General features: G+C 62.4%; 22 protein-coding genes. 8 read left to right on the plus strand and 14 right to left on the minus strand.

Going from position 1 to position 23,451, the window contains the following annotated elements:
- The first annotated feature begins 30 nt into the window (after positions 1-30).
- The 4 genes from nadA to NCG91_RS03620 all read left to right on the plus strand — a co-directional run bounded on the left by nadA (position 31) and on the right by NCG91_RS03620 (position 3,986).
- Positions 31-1,164, plus strand: a complete 1,134-nt coding sequence (gene nadA, locus NCG91_RS03605) for a quinolinate synthase NadA (RefSeq protein WP_251348605.1) — start codon at positions 31-33, stop codon at positions 1,162-1,164.
- Complete coding sequence (nadC, locus tag NCG91_RS03610; protein ID WP_251348606.1) at positions 1,161-2,027, plus strand: carboxylating nicotinate-nucleotide diphosphorylase; 867 nt, start codon at positions 1,161-1,163, stop codon at positions 2,025-2,027. The genes nadA and nadC overlap by 4 nt, the downstream gene beginning before the upstream one ends.
- Complete coding sequence (locus NCG91_RS03615; RefSeq protein ID WP_251348607.1) at positions 2,027-2,791, plus strand: substrate-binding periplasmic protein; 765 nt, start codon at positions 2,027-2,029, stop codon at positions 2,789-2,791. The genes nadC and NCG91_RS03615 overlap by 1 nt, the downstream gene beginning before the upstream one ends.
- 109 nt (positions 2,792-2,900) lie before the next feature.
- Positions 2,901-3,986 (plus strand): TIGR03118 family protein, encoded by a 1,086-nt coding sequence (locus tag NCG91_RS03620; protein ID WP_251348608.1) that lies wholly within the window; start codon positions 2,901-2,903, stop codon positions 3,984-3,986.
- Between the two features lie 71 nt (positions 3,987-4,057).
- On the opposite strand, the gene ypfJ is transcribed toward NCG91_RS03620, so the two are convergent.
- On the minus strand, positions 4,058-4,951 hold the full coding sequence (gene ypfJ, locus NCG91_RS03625; protein WP_152280852.1) for a KPN_02809 family neutral zinc metallopeptidase: 894 nt from the start codon (positions 4,949-4,951) through the stop codon (positions 4,058-4,060).
- A 154-nt stretch (positions 4,952-5,105) separates the two neighbouring features.
- Here ypfJ and NCG91_RS03630 point away from each other — a divergent pair, with 154 nt between their 5' ends.
- Complete coding sequence (locus NCG91_RS03630; protein ID WP_251348609.1) at positions 5,106-5,999, plus strand: GNAT family N-acetyltransferase; 894 nt, start codon at positions 5,106-5,108, stop codon at positions 5,997-5,999.
- Positions 6,000-6,008: 9 nt separating this feature from the next.
- On the opposite strand, the gene NCG91_RS03635 is transcribed toward NCG91_RS03630, so the two are convergent.
- Entirely contained in the window at positions 6,009-6,713 is a 705-nt protein-coding gene (locus NCG91_RS03635; RefSeq protein ID WP_152280853.1) for a DAPG hydrolase family protein, read from the minus strand.
- A gap of 107 nt (positions 6,714-6,820) precedes the next feature.
- Here NCG91_RS03635 and NCG91_RS03640 point away from each other — a divergent pair, with 107 nt between their 5' ends.
- Entirely contained in the window at positions 6,821-7,495 is a 675-nt protein-coding gene (locus NCG91_RS03640) for a TetR/AcrR family transcriptional regulator (protein ID WP_251348610.1), read from the plus strand.
- Here NCG91_RS03640 and NCG91_RS03645 read toward each other — a convergent pair.
- The 7 genes from NCG91_RS03645 to NCG91_RS03675 form a co-directional block, all read right to left on the minus strand.
- On the minus strand, positions 7,458-8,138 hold the full coding sequence (locus tag NCG91_RS03645) for a DNA alkylation repair protein (protein ID WP_251348611.1): 681 nt from the start codon (positions 8,136-8,138) through the stop codon (positions 7,458-7,460). The genes NCG91_RS03640 and NCG91_RS03645 overlap by 38 nt on opposite strands.
- 211 nt (positions 8,139-8,349) lie before the next feature.
- Positions 8,350-9,126, minus strand: a complete 777-nt coding sequence (locus NCG91_RS03650) for a peptidylprolyl isomerase (RefSeq protein ID WP_034756072.1) — start codon at positions 9,124-9,126, stop codon at positions 8,350-8,352.
- Positions 9,127-9,241: 115 nt separating this feature from the next.
- Positions 9,242-10,021 (minus strand): peptidylprolyl isomerase, encoded by a 780-nt coding sequence (locus tag NCG91_RS03655; RefSeq protein WP_251348612.1) that lies wholly within the window; start codon positions 10,019-10,021, stop codon positions 9,242-9,244.
- Positions 10,022-10,133: 112 nt separating this feature from the next.
- A complete protein-coding gene (locus tag NCG91_RS03660; protein WP_251348613.1) occupies positions 10,134-10,436 on the minus strand; it encodes a BolA family protein in 303 nt (100 codons plus the stop codon).
- Positions 10,433-11,062, minus strand: a complete 630-nt coding sequence (locus NCG91_RS03665) for a septation protein A (RefSeq protein WP_099411909.1) — start codon at positions 11,060-11,062, stop codon at positions 10,433-10,435. The genes NCG91_RS03660 and NCG91_RS03665 overlap by 4 nt, the downstream gene beginning before the upstream one ends.
- A 75-nt stretch (positions 11,063-11,137) precedes the next feature.
- Positions 11,138-11,539, minus strand: coding sequence for a peptide-methionine (R)-S-oxide reductase MsrB (gene msrB, locus NCG91_RS03670; protein ID WP_034756083.1), 402 nt, complete (start codon positions 11,537-11,539; stop codon positions 11,138-11,140).
- A gap of 9 nt (positions 11,540-11,548) precedes the next feature.
- Positions 11,549-13,027, minus strand: coding sequence for a protein adenylyltransferase SelO (locus NCG91_RS03675; protein ID WP_435526474.1), 1,479 nt, complete (start codon positions 13,025-13,027; stop codon positions 11,549-11,551).
- A 226-nt stretch (positions 13,028-13,253) separates the two neighbouring features.
- On the opposite strand from NCG91_RS03675, the gene NCG91_RS03680 reads away from it, so the two are divergent.
- Positions 13,254-14,906 carry a 3-(methylthio)propionyl-CoA ligase gene (locus NCG91_RS03680; RefSeq protein WP_285817010.1) on the plus strand — a complete coding sequence of 551 codons (1,653 nt, stop codon included), beginning with the start codon at positions 13,254-13,256 and terminating at the stop codon, positions 14,904-14,906.
- A gap of 6 nt (positions 14,907-14,912) precedes the next feature.
- On the opposite strand, the gene NCG91_RS03685 is transcribed toward NCG91_RS03680, so the two are convergent.
- Genes NCG91_RS03685 through NCG91_RS03700 form a run of 4 tightly spaced genes read right to left on the minus strand, consistent with a single transcriptional unit; the run spans position 14,913 to position 19,790 of the window.
- Positions 14,913-16,439, minus strand: a complete 1,527-nt coding sequence (locus NCG91_RS03685; protein ID WP_251348615.1) for a chemotaxis protein CheW — start codon at positions 16,437-16,439, stop codon at positions 14,913-14,915.
- Positions 16,426-16,965, minus strand: coding sequence for a chemotaxis protein CheD (locus tag NCG91_RS03690; protein WP_251348616.1), 540 nt, complete (start codon positions 16,963-16,965; stop codon positions 16,426-16,428). Before NCG91_RS03690 ends, NCG91_RS03685 begins: the two co-directional genes overlap by 14 nt.
- Positions 16,962-17,786, minus strand: coding sequence for a CheR family methyltransferase (locus NCG91_RS03695; protein ID WP_251348617.1), 825 nt, complete (start codon positions 17,784-17,786; stop codon positions 16,962-16,964). The genes NCG91_RS03690 and NCG91_RS03695 overlap by 4 nt, the downstream gene beginning before the upstream one ends.
- 3 nt (positions 17,787-17,789) lie before the next feature.
- Positions 17,790-19,790, minus strand: coding sequence for a methyl-accepting chemotaxis protein (locus NCG91_RS03700; protein WP_251348618.1), 2,001 nt, complete (start codon positions 19,788-19,790; stop codon positions 17,790-17,792).
- Between the two features lie 627 nt (positions 19,791-20,417).
- Here NCG91_RS03700 and NCG91_RS03705 point away from each other — a divergent pair.
- Positions 20,418-22,505 (plus strand): 3-hydroxyacyl-CoA dehydrogenase NAD-binding domain-containing protein, encoded by a 2,088-nt coding sequence (locus tag NCG91_RS03705; protein WP_251348619.1) that lies wholly within the window; start codon positions 20,418-20,420, stop codon positions 22,503-22,505.
- 45 nt (positions 22,506-22,550) lie between these two features.
- On the opposite strand, the gene NCG91_RS03710 is transcribed toward NCG91_RS03705, so the two are convergent.
- On the minus strand, positions 22,551-23,399 hold the full coding sequence (locus tag NCG91_RS03710; protein WP_251348620.1) for an alpha/beta fold hydrolase: 849 nt from the start codon (positions 23,397-23,399) through the stop codon (positions 22,551-22,553).
- Positions 23,400-23,451 lie beyond the last annotated feature (52 nt).

A 23,451-nucleotide genomic window follows, 5' to 3' on the forward strand; every position in this document is an offset into this window, starting at 1 on the left:
CGGTCTATCCCGTTTTTGTTTGACACAGCCATGCAAACTTTAGCCATCAAATCCGTCGAGTATGAACATCCACAAGACGGAGCCAGCTGCACTGCCCACGCCTGGGCACGCACGCCAGCGACGCCTTCCCCGGCTGAAAAAGCCGAACTGATCACGCGCATCAAGCGCCTGCTGATCGAGCGCGAAGCCGTGCTCGTTGCCCACTACTACGTTGATGCTGACCTGCAAGATCTGGCCGAAGCCACGGGCGGCTGCGTCTCCGACTCCCTGGAAATGGCCCGCTTCGGGCGCGACCATCCGGCCAAGACCCTGGTCGTGGCCGGCGTGCGCTTCATGGGCGAAACGGCTAAGATCCTCAGTCCCGAAAAAACGGTACTGATGCCCGACCTCGACGCGACCTGTTCGCTCGACCTCGGCTGCCCCGTGGACGAATTCACGGCCTTCTGCGATGCCCATCCGGACCGTACCGTCGTCGTCTACGCCAACACCAGCGCGGCCGTGAAGGCGCGCGCGGACTGGATGGTGACGTCGTCCATCGGCCTCGATATCGTGGCCCACCTGCATGCGCAGGGCAAGAAAATACTGTGGGCACCCGATAAACACCTGGGTTCGTATATCCAGAAGGAAACGGGCGCCGACATGCTGCTGTGGCAGGGCAGCTGCCTCGTGCATGACGAGTTCAAGGGTATCGAACTCGATTTGCTCAAGGAAGAGTATCCGCAAGCCAAGGTGCTCGTGCACCCGGAGTCGCCCGCCAACGTGGTGGCGCTGGCCGACATGGTGGGTTCCACGTCGCAAATGATTGCGGCAGCGCAAAGCATGGACACGGACACTTTCATTGTCGCCACCGACAACGGCATCCTGCACAAGATGCGCGCGGCCGCGCCTGGAAAACGCTTCATCGAAGCGCCCACGGCCGGCAACAGCGCCACGTGCAAGAGCTGCGCGCACTGCCCGTGGATGGCCATGAACGGCTTGCTGAACCTAGCGCAGACGCTGGAAAGCATGCACAACGAAATCCACGTCGATCCTGCCGTCGGCCAGCTGGCTGTGCGCTCGATCAACCGCATGCTCGACTTCGCCGCCGCCAAGAAGGCGGGCCTCAAGCCGGGCGCGGATCTGGCAAAAGAAACTACATTGTTCCAAGGAATCGGTCCAGCATGAGTACCCTCGTTAATTCTTTCGCTCCTTTCGATCCCGCCCTGGCGCGCGCATTCGAAGGCAATTTGCTGGCCGCCTTGCTGGAAGACGTGGGCCAGTGCGACCTGACGGGCGAGCTGGTGCCGCCCGACCACATCGTCACGGCCCGCGTCATCGTGCGCGAAGCAGCCGTGCTGTGCGGCGCGCCATGGTTCGAAGGCATCATGAAAAGCCTGGACCGCAGCATCGATATCGTTTGGCATTATGCCGAAGGCGACATGATGACGGCCGACAGCGTCGTGTGCACGATCGAAGCGCCGGCGCGCGCGCTGCTCACGGCCGAGCGCAGCGCCCTCAATTTCCTGCAGCTGCTGTCGGCCGTGGCCACGGCCACGCGCCAGTATGTCGACGTGATCGCCGGCACCAAGGCATCCATTTTAGATACGCGCAAGACCTTGCCGGGCCTGCGCCTGGCGCAAAAGTATGCGGTACGCGTGGGCGGCGGCAAGAACCAGCGCCTGGCCCTGTACGACGGCATCCTGATCAAGGAAAACCATATCGCCGCCGCGGGCGGCGTCAGCCAGGCCCTGGAAAACGCGCGCAACCTCGACGCGGGCGTGCCCGTGCAGATCGAGGTGGAAACCCTGGCGCAATTGCAGGAAGCGCTCGATGCGGGCGCCGTTTCCGTGCTGCTCGATAACTTCAGCAACGATATGATGCGCGACGCCGTGGCCTTGACGCAAGGCCGCGCCTTGCTGGAAGCGTCGGGCGGCATCAATTTCGACACCGTGCGGGCCATCGCCGAAACGGGCGTGGACCGCATCTCGATCGGCAGCCTGACCAAGGACGTGCGGGCCACCGATTACTCCTTGCGCATCGTCGGCTGATGAGCGGAGCCGGGCGGCGCCTGCTGGCCTTGGCGCTGCTGTGGCCCGCGCTTGCCGCGCCTCTGCCGGCGCAGGCGCGCGAGCTGCTGGCCGTGGGCGCGCAGTTCGAGCGCGTTTTCGAGTACCAGGACAGCGGCGAGTATGGGGGGCTGGGCGCGGAACTGCTGCGCCTGATGGCGGCGCGCACGGGCAATACCGTGCGTTTTCGCATGGTACCGTGGGCGCGCGCGCAAGCCATGCTGGTGCAGGGGCAGGCCGATATCCTCATCGGCCCCTACAAGACGCCCGAGCGCATCGCCAGCATGGGCTTTTCCGACAAGCCGTTCTATCAGGACCAGATGGTCTTTTATACGCGCCAGGACGCCAGTTTCGCCTGGGATGGCGACTACGCGGCGCTGAAGAGCCGCCGGGTGGTGCTGCTCAATGGCTGGGCCTATGGCGCGGACTGGGAGCGCGTGCGGCCCGGCTTGCAGGTCAGCGTGGCGAATAACGTGGAAAACGGCTTGAAGATGCTGGTGCACAACCACGTCGACGTGTTCGTGAGCAACCGCCGCAATACCGATCCCGTGATCGCCCGCCTCGGCTATGGACGCCAGGTGAAACCCCTGCCCAGGGTCATCGAAGTGCAGAACGGCTATTTTGCCTTTCCCCGTTCGCCTGCCTTCGACAAGCTGCGCCTGCAGTTCGACCAGGAACTCAATACCCTGATCGAGACAGGCGAGCTGAAAAGACTGGGCAAGCGCTACGACGTGGCCGTACCCTGACCTCGGTCTATCTTCCCCCCGCTTGACGCGCCTCAAGCGTCCGGCCAGGCCCGGTTATACCCTGATGACAGGCAGTGCAACGCTGCCCACCACGCAGAAGGGGAAGGCCATGAAAACGCACACCACCACGCAGATCGTGTACGCCTGTCTCGCCGCGGCGCTGGCCGCCGTGCTGCTTGCCTGCGGCGGCGGCCATCATCACCACAAGCCACCCGCGCTGAGCACGTATGCGGCGACCAGCCTCGTGTCCGATACGACCGCCGTGCCCGCCGCCGCGCATACCGATCCCAATCTCGTCAACGCCTGGGGCGTGGCCTTCAATCCCCGCGGCTTCGTCTGGGTGGTCGCGAATGGCACGGCGAAGTCCACTCTGTACGACGGCAACGGCGTGCCCCAGGCGCTGGTGGTCAGCACGCCGGCGGGGCCGACGGGCATCGTATTCAACGGCACGCAAGACTTCAAGCTGAGCCAGAACGGCGTGACGGCGGCCAGTCCCTTCATTTTCGCCAGCGAGAGCGGCAGCATTGCGGCGTGGTCGCCCACGGTCAGCCCGACGACCGCCGTGGTCGTGTACGATGGCAGCGGGGGCGGCAGCGTCTACAAGGGCCTGGCCATTGCCGCCTATGCGGGCGCCAATTACCTGTATGCGGCCGATTTCCATAACCAGCGCGTCGACGTCTTCGATGCCAGTTTCGCCAGGCTCAGCTGGTCTGGCGCGTTCAGCGACCCCGGCTTGCCGGCCGGCTATGCGCCGTTTGGCATCCAGGCCATCGGCGAGCGCATCTATGTCGCGTATGCCATGCGGCAGGCCAGCGGCGACGATGAGCAGGCTGGCGCGGGCCTGGGCATCGTCAACGTGTACGACACCGGCGGCAAGCTGATCAAGCGGCTGGTGAGCGGCGGGGCCTTGAATGCGCCGTGGGGCATGGCGCTGGCGCCAGCCGACTTCGGCGCTGCCAGCAATATGTTATTGATAGGGAATTTTGGCGATGGCAAGATCAATGCCTATGACCTGGCCACGGGCGAGGCGAGGGGAGCGCTGCGCAAGGTGGATGGCACGCCGCTCGTGATCGACGGCCTGTGGGGCATCGCCTTCGGCAATGGGCTCAACAGCCAGCCCGTCAATACCCTGTTTTATGCAGCGGGACCGCATGACGAGACGCATGGGCAATATGGGCGCATCGACCTGAAGTAGGCGGCAGCGATTGCTGCCAGCCAGGTGACCCTGCGGCAGGCTGGCCTGCCGCAGGGAACGGTGCGCCGCCGTTACAGCTGGCGCGCCTCAAACGTGTTGCACTGGGAAATCTGGCCGCTCTCGATGCCCTTGCTGAACCAGCGCACGCGCTGCTCCGAAGTGCCGTGCGTAAACGAGTCCGGCACGACATGGCCTTGCGACTGGCGCTGCAGCGCATCGTCGCCGATGGCCGTGGCCGCCTTGAGCGCTGTTTCCACGTCGCCCTGTTCCAGGATCTTGCGGTCGGCATTGGCGTGATACGCCCACACGCCGGCAAAGCAGTCCGCTTGCAATTCCAGGCGCACGGACATGGCGTTGGCCTGGCGCTCCGATTGCGAGCGGCGTGCATTGTCGACCTTTTCGGACAAGCCCATCAGGTTTTGCACGTGGTGGCCCACTTCATGGGCGATCACATACGCTTCGGCAAATTCGCCCGAGACCTTGAAGCGCTGCTGCATCAGGTTGAAGAAATCGAGGTCCAGGTAGACTTTCTGGTCGCCGGGGCAATAGAAGGGACCGCTTGCGCTCTGGCCCGTGCCGCAAGCCGTCGGCGTGCTGCCCGAGTACAGGACCAGCTTGGGTTTCACATAGTTGCCGCCTTCCGCCTTGAACAGGGCGCCCCACGTGTCTTCCGTATCGGCCAGCACCGTTTTCACGAAACGGGCCATCTCGTCCGATTCGGGCGGCTGGCGCGCGGGCGACTGGCTTTGCTGGGTGCTGATCTGGCCGCCACCGCCGCTGAGCATGTTGAGCAAGGTCAAGGGATTGACGCCCAGCACATACGAGCCGACGAGGGCGATGACGATGGTGCCGATGCCGATCGAGCGCCCGCCAAAGCCGAAGCCGCCCCCACCGCCGCCTCCGCCGCCATCTTCGCCGCGGCGATCTTCCACATTGTCGCTTTCGCGATTGCCTTCCCATTTCATGATATTTACTCCTGCTGCGATTGTGCGATTGATTGTTGACGCCTCAAGATGCCTCTTGCGACGAATCTTGTTATTATCGCAGCAAACCGCACCGCGACAGGGGCGACAATGTTACCCTTTGCAACTTTTTACCCACTCCACAACAGGTACACGCATGGCACTTGGCAACGATACACGCATTTCGCCCACGGCGGTGGTCCAGGCCCAACTGGACGCCTACAACGCCCACGATGTTGCCGCCTTGCTGGCCATCTATGCCGATGACGCGCAGCAATTCGAGCACCCCGATACCTTGCTGGCCACGGGCGGCGCGCAAATCGGCCCCCGTTTCACGGCCCGCTTTGCCGCCAGCCGGCCACGGGCGCAGTTGCTCAACCGCATCGCCTGCGGCAAGCTGGTGATCGACCATGAAATCGTCCATGGCGACACGCCGGACGGTGTTTCCGCGCAGGAACTGGTGGCGACATATGAAGTGGTGCAGGGACGCATCGCGCGCGCCTGGTTCAGCTTTGGCCCGCTGACCCGCTTGCGCGTGGCGCTGCCGGCCGATGTGCCGGCCATGAATGCGCTGATCGCCCGTTCCGGCGTGGAACTGAGCGCAGGATTCTATACGCAGGAGCAAGCCCAGGCCGTCACGCGCCACGTGTTCGGCGTCGATACGCAGCTCGTGGCCGACCAGACGTATTTCGTGATCGAGCGCGATGGCGCCATGCTGGCTTGCGGCGGCTGGAGCCGGCGCGCCACCCTGTATGGCGCCGACCGGGCCAAGAGCGGGCCGGACCCGCTGCTCGATCCGGCCAGCCAGCCGGGACGCATCCGCGCCTTCTTTGTCGAGCCGGCGGCCGTCCGCCAGGGACTGGGCAGCATGCTGATGCGCCATTGCGAACGCCAGGCGCAGGCCGCCGGTTTCGGTGCGCTGGAACTGGCCGCCACCTTGCCCGGCGTGCCGCTATACCTGGCCAGCGGCTTTGCCGTGACCGAAGAGTTTCATCTGGACTTGCCCGATGACATCAAACTGCCGCTGGCGCGCATGCACAAGCGGCTGTAAGGACCTGCCTTACCAGGGCAGCGGGGCCTTTTCGCCGTTGCCATGTTCGCCGTAGTACAGCGACGGCAAAAAGCGCGACAGATAGGTAAATTCGCTGTAGCAATGGCGCAGCAGGTTCAGGCCCAGCACGTCGGGCACGTCGCGCACGGGGTTCAAGCTGTTGCGGCCCAGCAGGAAGCGGCTGCGCAGCACGCAGCCCGTGGGCGTGTCGCGCGCCAGGTGCAGCATTTCGCCATCGAGCGGATCGCCATGCGGGTCGAGCACCACATGGTCGCCGAAGCCGATGCGCGCGCAGACGGCCGCCGACAGGGCGCCGCTGTCCCTGGCCAGCTGCAGTTGCGCGGGATCGAACACGTGTTTCGGATCGTGGAACTTCAGCTTGGCTTTCACGGGCGCAATGTCACCCAGCGATTCCACCGCCTCGATCGAGGCGCCGTAGTAACTCTCTCCTTTTTTCCATGCGCTGTTCCAGCCATGGTGCGCCACGTGGTCGTGCGGATGCCACCACTTGATGTGCTGCGTCGTCTCGAAAAACGTAAACCACCAGTCCAGCATGCGCCCGCTGCAGCCGTGCAGTTCCGTGCGGGCCGCCACCAGCAGGCAGCCGTCGGCCAGGCGCGTGATGCCCGTTTCCAGGTGCAGGGGAAACGGATCGAGCAAGTCGCCCGTGCCGGTGATGCTCCATGGAAATTGAATATGCGTGTAGCTCGTCATGTCGTTCTCCTTTGTTAGGGTGAGACAATTATATATTAAAGAAACGAACATCGTTTCCAAAATATGTTTCAGTGTAAAATTGCCCATCGATCAAGATGGGAGCTGGCATGCAGCAAGAAGAGAGCAAGGCCGTGCGTGGACGGGGCCGTCCGGCGCGGCCGCCCGAGGAAGCGCGCGAGGCGGCCGTGCAGGCGGCCACGTGGCTGCTGCTGCATGAAGGCTATGCGGCCACCACCATGGAAGCGGTGGCGCGCCACGCGGGCATGGCAAAGAAGTCGCTATATCAATATGCGGCCAACCGCGAGGAACTCGTCGCCCTCGTGGTGCGCGGCTGGACGGATGGCTTCCTGCCGGCCATGGCGCATGATGCGTCCGCGCCCGGCGAGGTGCTGCCCTTGCTGAAGGAGATCTTGCAGGCGATGGCGGCGCGCGTGCTGACGGCCGATGCCGTGGGACTGTTCCGCCTGCTGTGCACGGAGTTTCCCGCCCGCGCGGATTTACTTGCCGTGTATCAGCGCAACGGCATCGAGCGGGGCACGGCCTTGCTGGCCGAGTGGCTGGGACGCCAGGCCGCGCGCGGCCACGTGGCAGTCGGCAATGCGCCTGAACTGGCCGGCTTGCTGCTGGCCATGGTGATAGCCGAACCGCTGCGGCAGATGGCGCTGGGCTTGCTGGCGCCCGTGCCCGCCTGGGATGCCGGACCCCGCATCGACGCCGCGCTGCGCCTGCTGGGCGGCTCGTCCTTCAGCGCGGCTGGTGCTTCAGCGCTTCGCGGCGGGTGAGGGGAGACAGTTGCTGGCGGTGTGCGTCGGCAAACGCCGTCACGGCTTCGGGCGCGTGGCGCGCGTAGTCGCGCAAGGCCCAGCCGATGGCCTTGCGGATGAAAAACTCGTCTTCATGGGCCAGCGCCAGCGCTGCGCCGAATAGCCAGGCCGCATCCGTGTCGCCGCGCCAGCCCAGCTGGTGCAGCATGGCGATGCGGCGCAGCCAGTAGTCGTCGTGGCGCAGGGCTGTATCCATGTGCGCACGGCCGTCGCCGCCGCGCTGCAATTCCGCCTGCAGCACGTCGCCGACGATGCCCGCCATGCCGTCGATGCTGTCCCACCACGCGCGCTGGCGGGCCAGCCCAAGCAGGGCGGGGATATGTTCGATGCCCAGTTGCCGCCGGTGCAGGGCCAGCATGTCGAGGGCCACGTGCTGGTATTCGCGTTCCGGCTGTTGCCACAGCAGCTGCGCATGTTCCAGCAGCGTCTCCGTATCGATGCCCTTCAGGCCCGCCAGCAGGGCCCTGGCGGCCGTTCGCCGCTGCGGCGCTGCCACGCCCAGGAAAACGAACTGGTCGCGCATATAGGCCTGCATGGGCCCCGCACGGCCCGGTTCGGCAACCGCTTCCAGCGCGACCTTCAATTCTGCATGTAAATCCATCGATTGGTCCATCGCATCTCGTTAAGTTTCAGGCGTAAAAAAAGCGCCCCGAAGAGCGCTCTTGTCCAGCCATCCAGACGGCTGATAGAAGCGTAGCGAGCGGCAGCGATTTGTGGCCGAGACGCGCAACCGTACGAAAGTACGGGGCCGCCGAGGCGGTGAGCATCGCAGGCCGCAAAGCGCGACGCGCAGTAGCTTATATCAGGCGTTTTTACTGGATTTTGGCTTTTTTCATCAGTTCGTCGCGGTAAGCGGCGAGTTTCTTCTGCTGCAGCGACTCGGCCACTTGACCCTTGACTTCTTCCAGTGCCGGCAGCTTCGTCGGACGGGTTTCTTCCAGTTTGATCACGTGGAAGCCGAATTGCGATTGCACGGGCGTTTGCGTGACCTGGCCTGGTTTCAGGGCCACCATGGCGTCGGAGAATGGCTTCACGTACGAAGCTGGGCTAGCCCAGTCCAGGTCGCCGCCATTGGCAGCGGAACCGTCTTTCGATACTTTCGCCAGTTCTTCGAACTTGGCGCCGCCTTTCAGCTTGGCGATGATGTCTTTCGCTTCCGCTTCGGTGGCGACCAGGATGTGGCGTGCATGGTATTCCTTGTCGCCCGCTTGTGCCTTGAACTTGTCGTACTCGGCCTTGATTTCAGCGTCCTTGACGGGGTTCTTCTTCACGTAGTCGGCCAGCAGGGCGTTGATGATGATGCTTTGACGGGCATTGTCGATCTGCGATTTGACTTCCGGACGGGTGCCGTAGCCTTGCTTGTCGGCTTCCTGGATCAGCACTTCGCGGCCGATCAGGTCTTTCTTGATGGCTTCGCGCAATTGCGGCGAATCAGCTTGCTTGCCTTGGGCGACGACTTGCTTGACGACCTGGTCAACGCGCGACGATGGGATGGCCTTGCCATTCACGGTGGCGACGTTTTGCGCGAATGCAGGGATCGCGACTACGGCGACCAGGGCTAAGATCAGGCGGGCTGGCTTCAAAATCATGTTCATTCCTAATAAATATACAAAAACCGATACGGAGAACGCGACTGCCGTGCAGTTCGCATTCAGGCGCAGAATACACGACCGGCGCCGAAAAGGGCGCCGGGGAGGTCAGTTCTTATTGAACTTTCGCTTTTTTGATCATTTCTTCCTGATACGCTTGCAGTTTCTTTTGCTGCAGCGCTTCGGCGATCTGTGGCTTGACTTCTTCCAGGGTCGGCAGTTTTGCCGCGCGGGTGTCGTCCAGCTTGATCACGTGGAAACCGTTAGGCGTTTGCACCGGGGTCTCGGTGACCTGGCCTTTTTGCAGTTTCACGAAGGCGTCGGAGAAGACTTTCGGGAACGACGATGGGGCTGCCCAGTCCAGGTCGCCGCCGTTGTCGGCCGAGCCGGCATCTTTCGATTGCTTGGCCAGGTCTTCGAACTTGGCGCCGCCTTTCAGCTTGGCGATGATGTCTTTCGCTTCGGCTTCGGTGGCCACCAGGATGTGGCGTACGTGGTATTCCTTGTCGCCCGTCTGAGCCACGAAGCGGTCGTATTCAGCCTTGATTTCAGCGTCGTTGACGGGATTCTTTTTCAGGTAGTCGCCGACCAGGGCGTTGATGACGATGGCTTGGCGTGCGTTCTCGATTTGCTGTTTGACAGCTGCATCTTTACCGAAACCTTTGTTTTCCGCTTCTTGCATCAGCACTTCACGGCCGATCAAGTCCTTCTTGATGGCTTCGCGCAATTGCGGCGAATCCGGTTGCTGGCCTTGGGCGACGACTTGCTTGACGACTGCATCAACGCGCGACGATGGGATAGGCTTGCCATTAACAACGGCAACATTTTGCGCAAAAACAGGTACCGCGACAACGGCGAGTAGTGCGATCAGCAAGCGGGCTGGCTTAAAAGTCATTATTAAATCCTGTTAGGGAAAGTTTCGTAAAAAACGCATGGAAAGAAATCCAGGCATGGCGCCAGAAGCAAGGGCATACCCAAGTGATCCGGGTACGCCAAAAACGCCATCCTTATGCTACCTCGGACGGCGCCAATGCCACAATCGCCAATGCATGTATCTCATTATGCATCATATCGTGCACGGAATCATACACCAGTCGATGGCGCATGACGAGCCTGAGCCCCTCAAATTGACTAGAAATAATGCGTAGATTGTAATGGCCGCCGCCCGAGGCGGCGCCCGCATGGCCCCGGTGGCGCGCCGAGTCGTCTTCCAGCACGCATTCCAGAGGGGAAAGTGCCGTTTCCAGGCGGGTACGAATGCGCTGCATGCGCGTTTCCGGCGAAGTATTTTCGGTGGTGGTGTGCATCATGCGTCTTCCTTGATATGTTTGGCCAGGAACAGGGTTTGCGCCACGATGAAGGCAAAGAAAATGCCCGTCGCGCCAAACGCCTTGAAGCTGACCCAGGCAGCCATGTCGCCCTTGTACAGCACGAAGGCGACGAACAGGTTCAGTGCGCCGATGGCGCCGAAGAAAATGATCCATGCGGCCAGCAGCTGGTTCCAGACGGCATCCGGCAATTGCACTTGCGCTTCCATGGTCTTGCGGATCAGGTTTTTCTTGAAACCCACGTGGGCGATCAGGAGGGCCAGGCCGGACAGCCAGTAGATCAGGGTCGGCTTCCATTTCAGGAAGAAATCGTCATGCAGGTAAATGCTGGCGCCGCCGAACACGACAAAGATGAACAGCGACAGCCACAGCATGCCGTCCACCTTGCGCCCGCGCAGCAGCAGATAGCTGACCTGGCAAGCCGTGGCGACGATGCCGACGAGGGTGGCAAGTATCCACGGCGCCTGGTCGGCCTTGATCAGGCCGCCGGACACGAAGCCGGACAGATATTGCTGCACGAAATCGTGCGTGGCCGCTTCATACATGCCGCCCAGTTTGAAGGCGGTGAAGAAGGCGATCAGGGGGAAGAGGTCGAATAGAAATTTCATGGCGAGACTTTACACTGGTCTTATTAAAATCATCTTAGGAATGGCTTAGGAGCAAGGCCCAAGCCATTGCCGGCATCACGGCTGCGGATCGAAGCGCAGGGAAGCCGAATTGATGCAATAGCGCAAGCCGGTCGGCGGCGGGCCGTCCGGGAACACGTGGCCCAGGTGGGCGTCGCAGACGGCGCAGACGATTTCCGTGCGCACCATGCCGTGGCTGCGGTCGACGATTTCCGTGACATTCGCCGGGTCGAGCGCCTGGAAATAGCTGGGCCAGCCGCAGCCGGAGTCGAATTTCGTGTCCGAGGCAAATAGTGGCGTGTTGCAGCAGACGCAGGTGTAGACGCCGTGTTCATGGTGGTCCCAGAACTTGCCCGTGAAGGCCCGTTCCGTGGCCGCGTGGCGCGTGACTTCGTATTGCATCGAGTCGAGCATGGCGCGCCATTCGGCGTCGGTTTTCTTGACTTTATTCGTGGTCATAAGGACTCCTTAGGATGAGCAGCTGACTTCAAGGTGGCTGGCCCAGTCGGGCGGCAGGGCCGCATAGTGCTGGTGTTCGGGCTGTTCGTCAAATGGCTTTTGCAAAACTTCCAGCAATTTCGCCACTTCCGTGTAATCGTGCTGCTGGGCTTTCTCGATGGCCACTTGCGCCAGGTAGTTGCGCAGCACGTATTTCGGGTTGACCTGGTTCATCGCCGCCTGGCGCTCGGCATCGACGCTGTTTTCCAGCAGCAGGCGCGCGCGGTATTGTGCCGCCCACGCATCGAAGGCGGGGCGGTCGATGAACAGGTCGCGCAGCATCGTGTCGTGTTCGGGGGCCGCCACTTGCAAGGTCGCCAGCGCGCGGAAGAAGTTGGTGAAATCCACGTGATTGGCTTGCATCAGCGCAAACATGCTGTCGAACAGGGCCGTATCGTCTTCCTGCACCGTGCGCAAACCCAGCTTGGCGCGCAGCAAGGCATTCATCTTGTCCGCAAACGCGGGCTGGTAGCTGTCCAGCGCCGCCTGCGCCAGCTCCACTTCGCCGATCAGCGGCAGCAGGGCCTGGCCCAGCGCATAGCAGTTCCAGTGGCCCACTTGCGGCTGGTTGGCGTAGGAATAGCGGCCCTGCTGGTCCGTATGGTTGCAGATGTGCTCGGCGTCAAACGCTTCCATGAAGCCGAAGGGGCCGTAATCGAGCGTCAGGCCCAGGATGGACATATTGTCCGTGTTCATGACGCCATGCATGAAGCCCACGGCTTGCCAGTGCGCAATCATGTGCGCCGTGCGCACGCACACTTCGGCCAGCAAGGCTTGATATGGATTTGATGCGGCGCGCAAATGGGGATAAAAACCGTCGATGACGTAATCGGCAAGGATTTTCAGCTCGTCCGGCTTCTTGCGGTAAAACCAGTGTTCGAACGAGCCGAAGCGCACGAAAGTGGGCGCCATGCGCGTCACGACGGCGGCAGTCTCGACCGTTTCGCGCATGATGCCTTGCTGCGAACCCATGATGGACAGTGCGCGCGAGGTGGGAATGCCCAGCGCCGCCATGGCTTCCGAGCACAGGAATTCGCGGATGGACGAGCGCAGCACGGCGCGCCCGTCACCCATGCGCGAATACGGCGTGGCGCCGGCGCCTTTCAGCTGCAGCTCCATCGGGCCGTGTTCGGTGGCGATATCGCCCAGCAAGATGGCGCGGCCGTCGCCCAGCTGGCCGGCCCAGACGCCGAACTGGTGGCCCGAATACACGGCCGACAGGGGAATCGAGCGCTCGGCAACCGTGTTGCCGCTCAGCAGCTCCACGTAATCGGGCCCGGCCAGGCGCGCGGCATCGAGGCCGACCAGGCTGGCGGCCGGCGCGCTGGCGGCCACGAAATACGGGGCGGGCAGGGGCGTGGGCATCAAGCGCGTATAGAACGCGGGCGGCAAGGCCGCAAAGGCGTTATCCAGTGGTAAGGTATGAGCGGTGATGGCAATTCCAGTCAGATAAGAGGGACCGGCACGGTGCGCCAGCCTGGAAGGCGATTTTACCGCACGGCGCCAAGCCGCGTGGCGGGCGTGGAAATGGGGGCCAAGGCGGCAAAAAACGGAATCAAAAATTCCATGCTGCAATGCAATATCGAAATGCGTTGACGATTTCCGCACGACCGTACGAAACTAAGGAAAATCTTTAAATTCCAACAATAACCGAGTATCCAACCCAGGAGACACGATGTCGGCATTTCCCTTGAGTCCAGTGATGGGCCAGATGATGAATCAGCCCCTGCTGATTTCCAGCATTATCGAGTTTGCAGCGCGTCATTATGGAGGCAGCGAAATCATTTCGCGGCGGGTGGAGGGCGATATGCACCGCTACACCTACCGCGACTGCCACCAGCGCGCGCGCCGGCTGGCGAACGCCTTGCATGGCCTCGGCGTCGGCATGGGCGACCGGGTCGCCACCCTGGCCTGGAATGGCTACCGCCACCTGGAAGCCTATTATGCCGTGTCCGGCTCGGGCGCCGTGCTGCACACCATCAATCCGCGCCTGTTCCCCGACCAGATCGCCTACATCTCGAACCATGCCGAAGACCAGGTCTTGCTGTTCGATTTGACCTTCTTGCCCGTGGTGGAGAAAATCGCCGCCGACTGCACGTTCGTGCGTCACTTCGTGCTGATGTGCGACCGCGACCGCATGCCCGCCAGCAGCACGATTCCCGACCTGCTGTGCTATGAAGACTTGATCGCCACGCATTCCGACGATTACGCCTGGCCCCTGTTCGACGAAAATGCGGCCGCCACCCTGTGCTACACGTCGGGCACGACGGGCAACCCCAAGGGTGCCCTGTATTCGCACCGCTCGACCGTGCTGCACGCGTACGCGTCGGCCATGCCCAGCGCCCTGAACGTGCGCGCTTCGGACACCGTGTTGCCCGTCGTGCCCATGTTCCACGTGAATGCGTGGGGCTTGCCGTACTCCGTGCCCCTGTCCGGCGCGCGCATGGTGTTTCCCGGCGCGGCGCTCGATGGCAAGTCGCTGTATGAACTGTTCGAGGCGGAAAAGGTGACGTTCTCGGCCGGCGTACCCACCGTCTGGCTGGGTTTGCTCAATCACGCCTTGCAGAATAACTTGCAGTTTTCCACTTTCCGCCGCACGGTGATCGGGGGCGCCGCGTGCCCGCCCGCCATGATGGATACCCTGATCGACAAGTTCGACATCGAGGTCATCCACGCCTGGGGCATGACGGAAATGTCGCCGCTGGGCACGGCCGGCGGCTTGCAGACCAAGCACCTGGACTTGCCGAAGGAGGAGCAGCGCAAGATCCTGCAAAAGCAGGGCCATGCGATTTATGGCGTGGACATGAAGATCGTCGACGACGATGGCAAGGAATTGCCGTGGGATGGCGTGGCCTACGGGCATTTGCTGGTGAAAGGGCCGTGGATCATTTCCTCGTACTACAAGAACGAGGGCGGCGAGGTGTTGCAGGATGGCTGGTTCCCCACGGGCGACGTGGCCACCATCGACGGGGACGGCTACATGCAGATCACGGACCGCAGCAAGGACGTGATCAAGTCGGGCGGCGAATGGATCGGCACCATCGACCTGGAAAACCTGGCCATGGCGCACCCGGCCGTGCTGCAGGCGGCCTGCATCGGCGTGTTCCACCCGAAATGGGACGAGCGCCCCGTGCTGGTGGTGGTGCTGCGTCCCGGCATGACGGTCACGCGCGATGCGCTATTGCAATTCTTCGAAGGCAAGATCGCCAAGTGGTGGACGCCGGACGACGTGCTGTTCATCGACGCCTTGCCCATGGGCGCCACGGGCAAGATCCAGAAAAACAAGCTGCGCGAGCAGTTCAAGGGGCACAAGCTGCCGGGGATGTAATCCAGCCTAGGCCGCCTGCGGCAGCGCCGACCCCAGTTTTTCCAGCAAATGATCGCACTGGAAGACGGACAGGGTCTGGCGCTGCGCATCCGTGCCGATATCGATCATTTCATCCATTTCGCTGCGCAAGTCGTCATGTTCTCCCGTGCGGATGATTTGCGGCGCCGCAAAGCGCTGGCTGTCGGAAATCGTCATGATGTTATCGACATGGTCGACGAGAAAACCGTAGCGCTCGTCACCCCGTTCCACGATCAGGATCTTGCCCGCGCTGGCGTCCGGCAAGGCCGGCATCGCATACAGCTGGCGCAAGTCGATGATGCTGATCATTTGCTGGCGCAAGTTCAGCATGCCGCGCATGAAGGCCGGCATGCCCGGCGGCGTGGTGATGGCGCCGCTGAAATCGATGATTTCGCGCACTTGTCCGATTTCCACGGCGAAGCGGGTTTCCACCGTAAACGTGATGTAGACGCGGCGCTGCGCCTTGCGCGTGGCGGCGGTGGCCGTTTCCGGGTCGCTGGGGTACAGGCGCGCGTGGCCGTCGCGCATCTCGACGATCTCCGCCTGCGACAGGATTTCCTTGTGGTCCAGGAAAATGATGTCGCCCAGGCCTTCTTTCGTGATGCAACCGGCAAACATGGCGGCGCGCGCCTTGCTCAGCAGGGGAATCGGCAGCACTTCGTCGCCAAAGAAATGCACGATGCTGTCGACGGAGTCGACGAGGAAGCCCACGGTCGTGTCTTCCAGGCGCACGACGATGATGCGCTGGTCGCCGGTGGCTGCCTTGCCGGGCTCGCCAGCCTGCAGCAGGGCGCCGAAATCGACGACGGCCACCTGGCTGCCGCGAAAATGCATGCGTCCCAGGCACAGTTCGCTGTTCAGCAGGGAACTGTGCAGTTCCGGCACCCGGATGATTTCCTGGATGGCCAGCATTTCGAAGGCAAACGTGGCGCCCGCCGCATGGAAGCTGACGCACTGCCGGCGTTCGCTTTGCGCGTGATAGCGGGACGTGCTCAGCCTGGCGCCCGTCGCCTGCAGGGCCAGCACGTGGGGCACGTTTTCGATGCGCAGCAGGGCGTGCGGGTCGAGTACCTGCAGCAGGCGCGCGCCGCCGTCCTGCAGGATCGTGCCGGCGATGACGGCGTGGCTGTCGCCGGCCGCATAGTGCAGGGCGCTGCGGGCGCTGGCGGGCACGCGCAGGATTTCGCCCGTATCCTGGAAAACGATGCCGATCAGCACTTGCTGGAAGTCGAGGATGGCGATCTTGTCCGTGGCCACGGCGCGCGGCGCGTCGGCGCGGAACAAGCGGCCCAGGTTGACCACGGGAATGACGCTGCCGCGCAAGGTGAACATGCCTTCCAGGTAGGCGGGCGACAGGGGCAGGGCGGTGACTTTGGCAGGGTAGTTCACCACTTCGCGGATGCAGCTGGCGGGCAGGGCGAATTCATCGTCGCCCAGGTGGAAGGAACCGAACAGTTCGGTGGCCGTGTCGCTGGCGCCCTGCGCTTGCAAGCCCGTTGCTTCATGCATATCCATATGCGCCTTCCTTGCGTGGAATCAATTCGGGTTGCGCCACCACATCGGTGACGGCATAGCTGTGCCGGGCGCAATCGATCAGCAACTGGCGCCCGTGGCGGCCGCCCAGCGCGCAAAAACTCACCGACAAGCCGCACTGGTCCAGGTATTTTTGCGCCGCTTCCGCGTTTTGCCGGCCCACCTGCAGGCGCCCATGGCCATTCGCGGGGCCAAACATGCTGGCGCCGCCCGCCAGCACCACTTCGATATCGGCGTAATCGGCCTGGCGCACGCCCATCAGGCGCAGCAGCGAGGGCACGGCCTGGCTCACATAGCGTGCATTCGGAGCGCCAGGGGCGCCGGCGGTACCGGGCGCTTCCGGCAGCAGGCAGTGGGCCAGGCCGCAGCACGGGCCATTCTTCCAGATGAAGCCGATGCCGATGCAGGAACCGAGCAAGGCTTGCAGCTGCTCGCCCTGCGTGCCCACGCTGAGTTGCCCCATGCCAACATGTTGCAGTGGCAGCTTATGCTCGATGATGATGCTCATGCGGTACCCGCCTTATAAATCATGGGAAACTCGAATTGATAGCCGGTGCCGAGGCGGGCGATGGTTTCCGACTCGCCCAGGATCAGCCGGCCCTCCTCCTTCAGGCTCAGGCGCGCCTGGCGCAGCACGGTTTCCTGGTGCTCGGCGTCGAAATAAATCAGCACATTGCGCAGGAAGACCAGGTCGAAGCGCTGGGCCGGGCGCAGCGCTTCCAGCAGATTGTGCTGGGCAAAGCTGACGTGCTGGCGCAACTCCTCGTTGACCTTGACGCCATACGGTGCGGGCGTGAAATATTTGCGCAGCAAGTCCGGATGCGACAGGCGGATGCGCTCGACGGAGCGGCCGCTGTACTGGCCGGCCCGCGCCGCGCCCAGGATCTGCTGCGAAATGTCGCTGGCCAGGATCTGGTAGCGGAAGGCGGGCGCCTGCAGCTTGAATTGCTCGCACAGCATGGCGATCGAATACAGTTCTTCGCCGCTGGCGGCCGCCGCCGACCAGATGGCGAGGCAGCCTCCCGGATGCGCGCGGGCCCAGGCGGGCAGGTAGCGGTCGCGGAAGTAATCCCAGATGGACGGCGTGCGGAAGAACAGGGTGTCGTTGGTGGTCACCAGGTCGATGAAATAGGCCACCTCGTCGCGGTCGCTGGCCACGCGGTCCAGGTAAGCCTGGTAGCTGTGCAGGGACAGCGCCTGCAGCCGTGGCTGCAAGCGCCGCTCCAGCAAGACGCTCTTGCGTGCCGTCATGGCGATGCCCGTATGCTGACGCACCAGCGCGATCAGGGTCGTCAGCACCTCGGGCGTCAAGGTGGCCGCGTGGCTCATGGCCTACACCACGAAGCCGGAGACAGTCTGGTTCAGGCTGCCCGCGCGCTCGTTCAAGCCATCCGTCGAGCGGGCGATGCTGTCGCAGTTGGCGGCCGACTTTTCCGTTTCCTCGGCGATGTACTGGATGGCCGTCGATACTTCGCGCGCCGTCAGCAGCTGCTCGTTGGCCGCCTTCGAGATATCCGAGATGGCCAGCGTGGTCTTCGCCACGCCCGATACGATCTTGTCGAAGGCGTCGCTGGCCTGGCGCGAAATCTCGCTGCCTGTCGAGACGCGCTTGACGGATTCGTTGATCAGCTTGGAAATTTCTTTTGTTGCCTGCGAGGAGCGCTCGGCCAGCTTGCGCACCTCGTCGGCAACGACGGAAAAGCCCAGCCCGTGCTCGCCCGCGCGCGCCGCCTCGATGGCCGCGTTGAAGGCCAGCATGTTGGTCTGGTTGGCGATTTCGCTGATGACCTTGACGATTTCGCCGATGTCTTCCGACGAGCGGTTGATCAAGTCCATCGCCTCGATCGACTTGGCGACGGCGCGCGCGCCCGCTTCCGCTTCCTGCTGCGTGGCTTTCGCCAGGTAATCGGCGTTCGAGGTGTTTTCCGCGATGGAATTGATGGAAAAGGTCAGGCCGTCGATGGAGGCGTTCATTTCTTCCACCGTGGCGCCCAGCGCCTGCGTGCCCACGGCCACGCCCGTGGCCCGTTCGGCGATCGCGTGCGAGGCGTCGGCAAAGCCGTTCGCCGCCGACACCACGTTGCCGATCACGCCGCGCAAGTCGATGATCATCTTGCTGATGCCGCCGGCCAGCAGGTCGATCGGCTCGTCGCCCTCGGGCACGATATTGCAGGTCAGGTCGCCTTGCGCCGCGCGCGCCACCGACTCGAGCAAGGCATTGACCTTGCGGCTGTCGTTGGCGGCCTTGGACTGGATGCTGTTTTCCAGGTTCACCTGTTCGCTGATGTCGATGGCGAACTTGACCACCTTATACGGCTTGCCGTTCAGGTCCAGGATGGGGTTGTAGGTGGCCTGTATCCACACCACCTTGCCGTGGTTGCCCAGGCGCTTGTAGCGGCCCGCGTCGAATTCGCCGCGGTTGAGCTTTTGCCAGAATTTCTTGTACTCGGCGCTGCTCGCATACTCGGGTTCGCAAAACATGCGGTGGTGCTCGCCCTTGATATCGCTCAAGTCATAGTCCATGACGGCGAGGAAATTGTCGTTCGCATCCAGCACATTGCCCTGCATGTCGAATTCGATCACGGCCTGCGCCTTGCCGATGGCGCTGACCTTGCCTTCGTACTCGGCGTTGCGCTTTTTCAGGGCGGTGACGTCGCTGGCGAACTTGACCACCTTGAAGGGCCGGCCTTCCGTATCGAAAATGGGGTTGTACGAGGCATTGAGCCAGATTTCGCGGCCGTCCTTGGTGACGCGCTTGTATTCGCCCGCGTCGAACTGGCCTTGCCCCAGCTTGTGCCAGAACTGCGCATAGTCGTCGCTGTTGGCGTAGTCGGGCAGGCAAAACATGCGGTGATGCTTGCCCTTGATCTCGTCGAGCGTGTAGCCGACGGACTTGAGGAAATTGTCGTTGGCGTCGAGGATGGTGCCGTCGAGCCGGAATTCGATCACGGCCTGGGCCTTGCTGATGGCGTCGATCTTGCCTTCGTAATCGGCGTTGCGGCGCTTGGTGGCCGTGATGTCGGTGGCAAACTTGATGACCTTATACGGTTTGCCGTCAGCGTCGAGGATGGGGTTGTAGGACGCGTTGATCCACACTTCGCGCCCATCCTTGGCGCGGCGCTTGTATTCGCCATGGTCGAACTCGCCGCGTCCCAGCTTGGCCCAGAAGTTGCTGTATTCATCCGTCTTGACATATTCGGGGTCGCAGAAGATGGCATGGTGCTTGCCTTGTACTTCCGCCAGGGTATAGCCGACGACGCGCAGGAAATTGTCGTTCGCATGCAGGATGGTGCCGTCGAGTTCGAATTCGATCACGGCCTGGACACGGTTCAATGCAGTATTTATCGCTTGTAAGTCCAGATCCTGGGAGTGGCTGACATGGCTGGCTGCGTCCATAGTATTTCCTTCGGGGTGAGAAGAGGAATGGGAACGATAATGCCGCTGCTATTACTTTTACTGCTATCCATAAAAGGCAGCAATGTTATTGCCGCGGTCGACATCTGGTGATAATCGGTGAGAATGTGCGCGCAGAACGGCCGCCAGTGTTTTTCCTGCGGTATGCCTTATTGTAGATAAATTGTAGAGTATTGATTTGTATCAACAATTTTATTATTCCCCAGCATCTGGCGAAAAACAAGGGGCGGGAATAAATAATGTAAAAACTGTCGTAATTGGCCCATGCCGGCATATAACAAACGTATTTTCTTACATAATAAAACGGCGTTATTATTATTGTGCTTTTATTATTTAAATGAATATTCAAGTGATAGCTTCTACTGGACCTTGCTGCATGCAGCAGAATCTTTCCGCAAATGATGTTGTACCATGGCGTACCATGCTGGCGCCGGCGCGCGCACGACAAAAATAATACGAGCGTTCTTTTATGCGGTATAGTGCAGCTTCATCCCTTGCAACCACCTCATCGCCAAGCAAAAACCTATAGACCAACAAGGAAGAGACATGAGTGCTGAATATCAAGTGAACGGCGCCGTTGCCGTCATTACCCTGGCCAACCCGCCCGTCAACGGCCTGGGCCTGGCGACGCGCACGGCCGCCGTGGCCGGCATCCGCCAGGCGCTGGCGGACGACGCCGTCAAAGCCATCGTCATCACGGGCGCCGGCAAGGCCTTTTCGGGCGGCGCCGATATCAAGGAATTCAATTCGCCCAAGGCGCTCACGGAACCAACGCTGCACACCTTGATCAATGTCGTCGAGCAATCGACCAAGCCAGTCGTGGCAGCCATCCACAGCGTCTGCATGGGCGGCGGCCTGGAGCTGGCGCTGGGCTGCAACTATCGCGTGGCCGCGCCTGGCGCGCAGATGGCCTTGCCTGAAGTCAAACTCGGCATCTTGCCGGGCGCGGGCGGCACGCAGCGCCTGCCGCGCGTGCTGGGCCTGGAAATGGCCTTGAACATGATCGTCTCGGGCACGCCCGTGGCGTCGGAAAAACTGGCCGGCACGGCCCTGTTCGACGAAGTCATCGCGCCCGGCGCGGACTTGCTGGCCGCCGCCGTGGCCTTCGCCACGAAAGTGGGCGACGTGCGCCCGCTGCCGAAAGTGCGCGAGCGCAAGGTCGATTACCCGAACCACGAAGCGTTCCTGCAATTTTCGCGCAATACCGTGAAAGCCATGTCCGGCCCGTTCCCCGCACCGCTGAAATGCGTCGATGCCGTGGCGGCCGCCGTGACGATGAAATTCGACGAGGGCTTGAAGTACGAGCGCGAACTGTTCATGCAACTGGTGCAGTCGCCGGAATCGAAAGCCCTGCGCCACGCCTTCTTTGCCGAGCGCGTCGCCAGCAAGGTGCCCGACGTGCCGGCCGACACGCCCGTGCGCACCATCGCCAGCGCGGCCATCGTCGGCGCCGGCACCATGGGCGGCGGCATCGCCATGAATTTCGCCAACGCGGGCATCCCCGTGACCTTGCTGGAAACGAAGCAGGAAGCGCTGGACAAGGGCCTGGCCACCATCCGCAAGAATTATGAAAACACGGTCAAGAAGGGCAAATTGACGCAGGACAAGGCCGAGCAGCGCATCGCGCTCGTTTCCGGTACGTTGGCGTATGCGGACATCGCGCAGGCGGACATCGTCATCGAAGCCGTCTTCGAAGAACTGGGCGTCAAGGAAACCGTGTTCAGGCAGCTCGACGCCGTCATGAAGCCGGGCGCCATCCTCGCCTCGAACACCTCGACCCTGGACCTGGACAAGATCGCCGCGTTCACCCAGCGCCCGCAAGACGTGGTCGGCACGCATTTCTTCAGCCCGGCGAACGTCATGAAACTGCTGGAAATCGTCCGCGGCAAGGAAACGGGCAAGGACGTGCTGGCCACGGCGCTGGCGTTGTCGAAAAAGCTGAAAAAGACGGGCGTCGTTTCCGGCGTGTGCGACGGTTTCATCGGCAACCGCATGATCGAGCAATACAGCCGCCAAGCCGGTTTCCTGCTGGAAGAAGGCTGCCTGCCGGAACAGGTCGACAAGGCCGTCGAGAAATTCGGCTTTGCCATGGGCCCGTTCCGCATGGGCGACCTGGCCGGCAACGACATCGGCTGGGCCATCCGCAAGCGCCGCTACGTGGAAAAACCGGAAGTGACGTATTCGAAGACGGCCGATCTGCTGTGCGAACTGGGGCGCTATGGCCAGAAGACGGGCGCCGGCTGGTATGACTACAAGCCGGGCGACCGCAAGGCGTACGCCTCGGAACAGGTCAACGCCATGATAGTCCAGCATTCCGCCGACATCGGCGTGGCGCGGCGCAAGATCAGCGACCAGGAAATCGTCGAACGCCTCGTGTATGCGCTTGTCAACGAAGGCGCGCGCATCCTGGAAGAGGGCATCGCCCTGCGCGCGTCGGACATCGACATGGTGTATCTGACGGGCTACGGCTTCCCGCTGTTCCGCGGTGGCCCCATGTTCTACGCGGACACGGTCGGCTTGCCGAATGTGCTCGACACCATCGCCGGCTATGCGAAAGGCCGCCACGGCGAAGCGTGGACGCCGGCGCCCCTGCTGGTGAAGCTGGCGGGCGAGGGCAAGGGCTTCAATAGTTGATGTTGGGCTGTTGAATGACAAAGGGCAGATTTCTCTGCCCTTTTTTTATTTCTTCTTCGCCACCATCTTGATCGCTTCGTTGACGATGACGGGGTTGTCCTTCTGGATGTAGTAGCCGGCGCCCGTGATGCGCTCGATGGCTGGCGCGCCGGACAGGCGCTGCCAATCCTTTTCCTGGGCCCGCACCACGTTTTCAAACGAGCCCATTTCCTCGATGCCGAACTTGTCGCGCACCAGCAGCATGGCGGGCACGCGCAGCGGGCTGCCCATGTCGACGTGCTGCAGACATTGCGTCTGGGCATCAAATTCGGTCGATTCCGTACTGTTGAACATCAGCTTGCGCCGCGTCTTGACGAGCATGGCGTAGGTGGACGCGTCCGTCTGCAGGCGGTTCCATTGCTGCGGGTGCGTGGGATCGAGCAAGACCAGGCCGGCCACGTCCTGCGGGTACAGCCTCGCATACACATACTGGTACAGTCCGCCCAAGCCATGGCCGACCAGCACATACGGCGGTTTCAAGCCAGCTTGCGCCAGCAGGGCGCGCTGCTGGGCAGCGATGGTGCAGGGGTCGCGCGGCGTGGTGGTTTTCTTGCTGTCGCCGTAGCCGGGGCGGTCGTACACGAGCACGCGGTGCTGCTTGGCCACTTCGGGCGCCACCTTCGCCCACACATCCTTGCCGTCGCCCATGCCAGACTGGAACACGACGGGTATGCCGCCCTGGCCGCTCACGGTGTAGGCGATGCTGGCGTCGGGCAGGGCGGCGGTAGCCGGCACGCCGGGCATGACGGGGGGCGATGGCAACAGAGAGCAGCCGGAAAAACAGCCTGCCAGCAGCAAGCCTGCGCTGGAGAGGAGCATGGTGCGCGCAGGGCGGCCGACGAATAGATGGTGCATGAATCTCCTTCTTGATACAGGGACCGGGGACCGGTATGGCGTGCCAGCCATT

Source organism: Janthinobacterium kumbetense (genome assembly GCF_023703445.1).
GTDB lineage: Bacteria > Pseudomonadota > Gammaproteobacteria > Burkholderiales > Burkholderiaceae_D > Janthinobacterium > Janthinobacterium kumbetense.

What these genes read in the sequence shown, in the direction of transcription:
- NCG91_RS03695 (WP_251348617.1), bottom strand. Translation starts at nt 17,786, where the DNA reads ATGAGCCACGCGGCCACCTTGACGCCCGAGGTGCTGACGACCCTGATC.
- nadC (WP_251348606.1), top strand. Translation starts at nt 1,161, where the DNA reads ATGAGTACCCTCGTTAATTCTTTCGCTCCTTTCGATCCCGCCCTGGCG.
- NCG91_RS03680 (WP_285817010.1), top strand. Translation starts at nt 13,254, where the DNA reads ATGTCGGCATTTCCCTTGAGTCCAGTGATGGGCCAGATGATGAATCAG.
- NCG91_RS03685 (WP_251348615.1), bottom strand. Translation starts at nt 16,439, where the DNA reads ATGGATATGCATGAAGCAACGGGCTTGCAAGCGCAGGGCGCCAGCGAC.
- ypfJ (WP_152280852.1), bottom strand. Translation starts at nt 4,951, where the DNA reads ATGAAATGGGAAGGCAATCGCGAAAGCGACAATGTGGAAGATCGCCGC.
- NCG91_RS03645 (WP_251348611.1), bottom strand. Translation starts at nt 8,138, where the DNA reads ATGGATTTACATGCAGAATTGAAGGTCGCGCTGGAAGCGGTTGCCGAA.
- NCG91_RS03635 (WP_152280853.1), bottom strand. Translation starts at nt 6,713, where the DNA reads ATGACGAGCTACACGCATATTCAATTTCCATGGAGCATCACCGGCACG.
- NCG91_RS03705 (WP_251348619.1), top strand. Translation starts at nt 20,418, where the DNA reads ATGAGTGCTGAATATCAAGTGAACGGCGCCGTTGCCGTCATTACCCTG.
- nadA (WP_251348605.1), top strand. Translation starts at nt 31, where the DNA reads ATGCAAACTTTAGCCATCAAATCCGTCGAGTATGAACATCCACAAGAC.
- NCG91_RS03640 (WP_251348610.1), top strand. Translation starts at nt 6,821, where the DNA reads ATGCAGCAAGAAGAGAGCAAGGCCGTGCGTGGACGGGGCCGTCCGGCG.
- NCG91_RS03630 (WP_251348609.1), top strand. Translation starts at nt 5,106, where the DNA reads ATGGCACTTGGCAACGATACACGCATTTCGCCCACGGCGGTGGTCCAG.
- msrB (WP_034756083.1), bottom strand. Translation starts at nt 11,539, where the DNA reads ATGACCACGAATAAAGTCAAGAAAACCGACGCCGAATGGCGCGCCATG.
- NCG91_RS03660 (WP_251348613.1), bottom strand. Translation starts at nt 10,436, where the DNA reads ATGATGCACACCACCACCGAAAATACTTCGCCGGAAACGCGCATGCAG.
- NCG91_RS03615 (WP_251348607.1), top strand. Translation starts at nt 2,027, where the DNA reads ATGAGCGGAGCCGGGCGGCGCCTGCTGGCCTTGGCGCTGCTGTGGCCC.
- NCG91_RS03650 (WP_034756072.1), bottom strand. Translation starts at nt 9,126, where the DNA reads ATGATTTTGAAGCCAGCCCGCCTGATCTTAGCCCTGGTCGCCGTAGTC.
- NCG91_RS03710 (WP_251348620.1), bottom strand. Translation starts at nt 23,399, where the DNA reads ATGCACCATCTATTCGTCGGCCGCCCTGCGCGCACCATGCTCCTCTCC.
- NCG91_RS03690 (WP_251348616.1), bottom strand. Translation starts at nt 16,965, where the DNA reads ATGAGCATCATCATCGAGCATAAGCTGCCACTGCAACATGTTGGCATG.
- NCG91_RS03655 (WP_251348612.1), bottom strand. Translation starts at nt 10,021, where the DNA reads ATGACTTTTAAGCCAGCCCGCTTGCTGATCGCACTACTCGCCGTTGTC.
- NCG91_RS03620 (WP_251348608.1), top strand. Translation starts at nt 2,901, where the DNA reads ATGAAAACGCACACCACCACGCAGATCGTGTACGCCTGTCTCGCCGCG.
- NCG91_RS03665 (WP_099411909.1), bottom strand. Translation starts at nt 11,062, where the DNA reads ATGAAATTTCTATTCGACCTCTTCCCCCTGATCGCCTTCTTCACCGCC.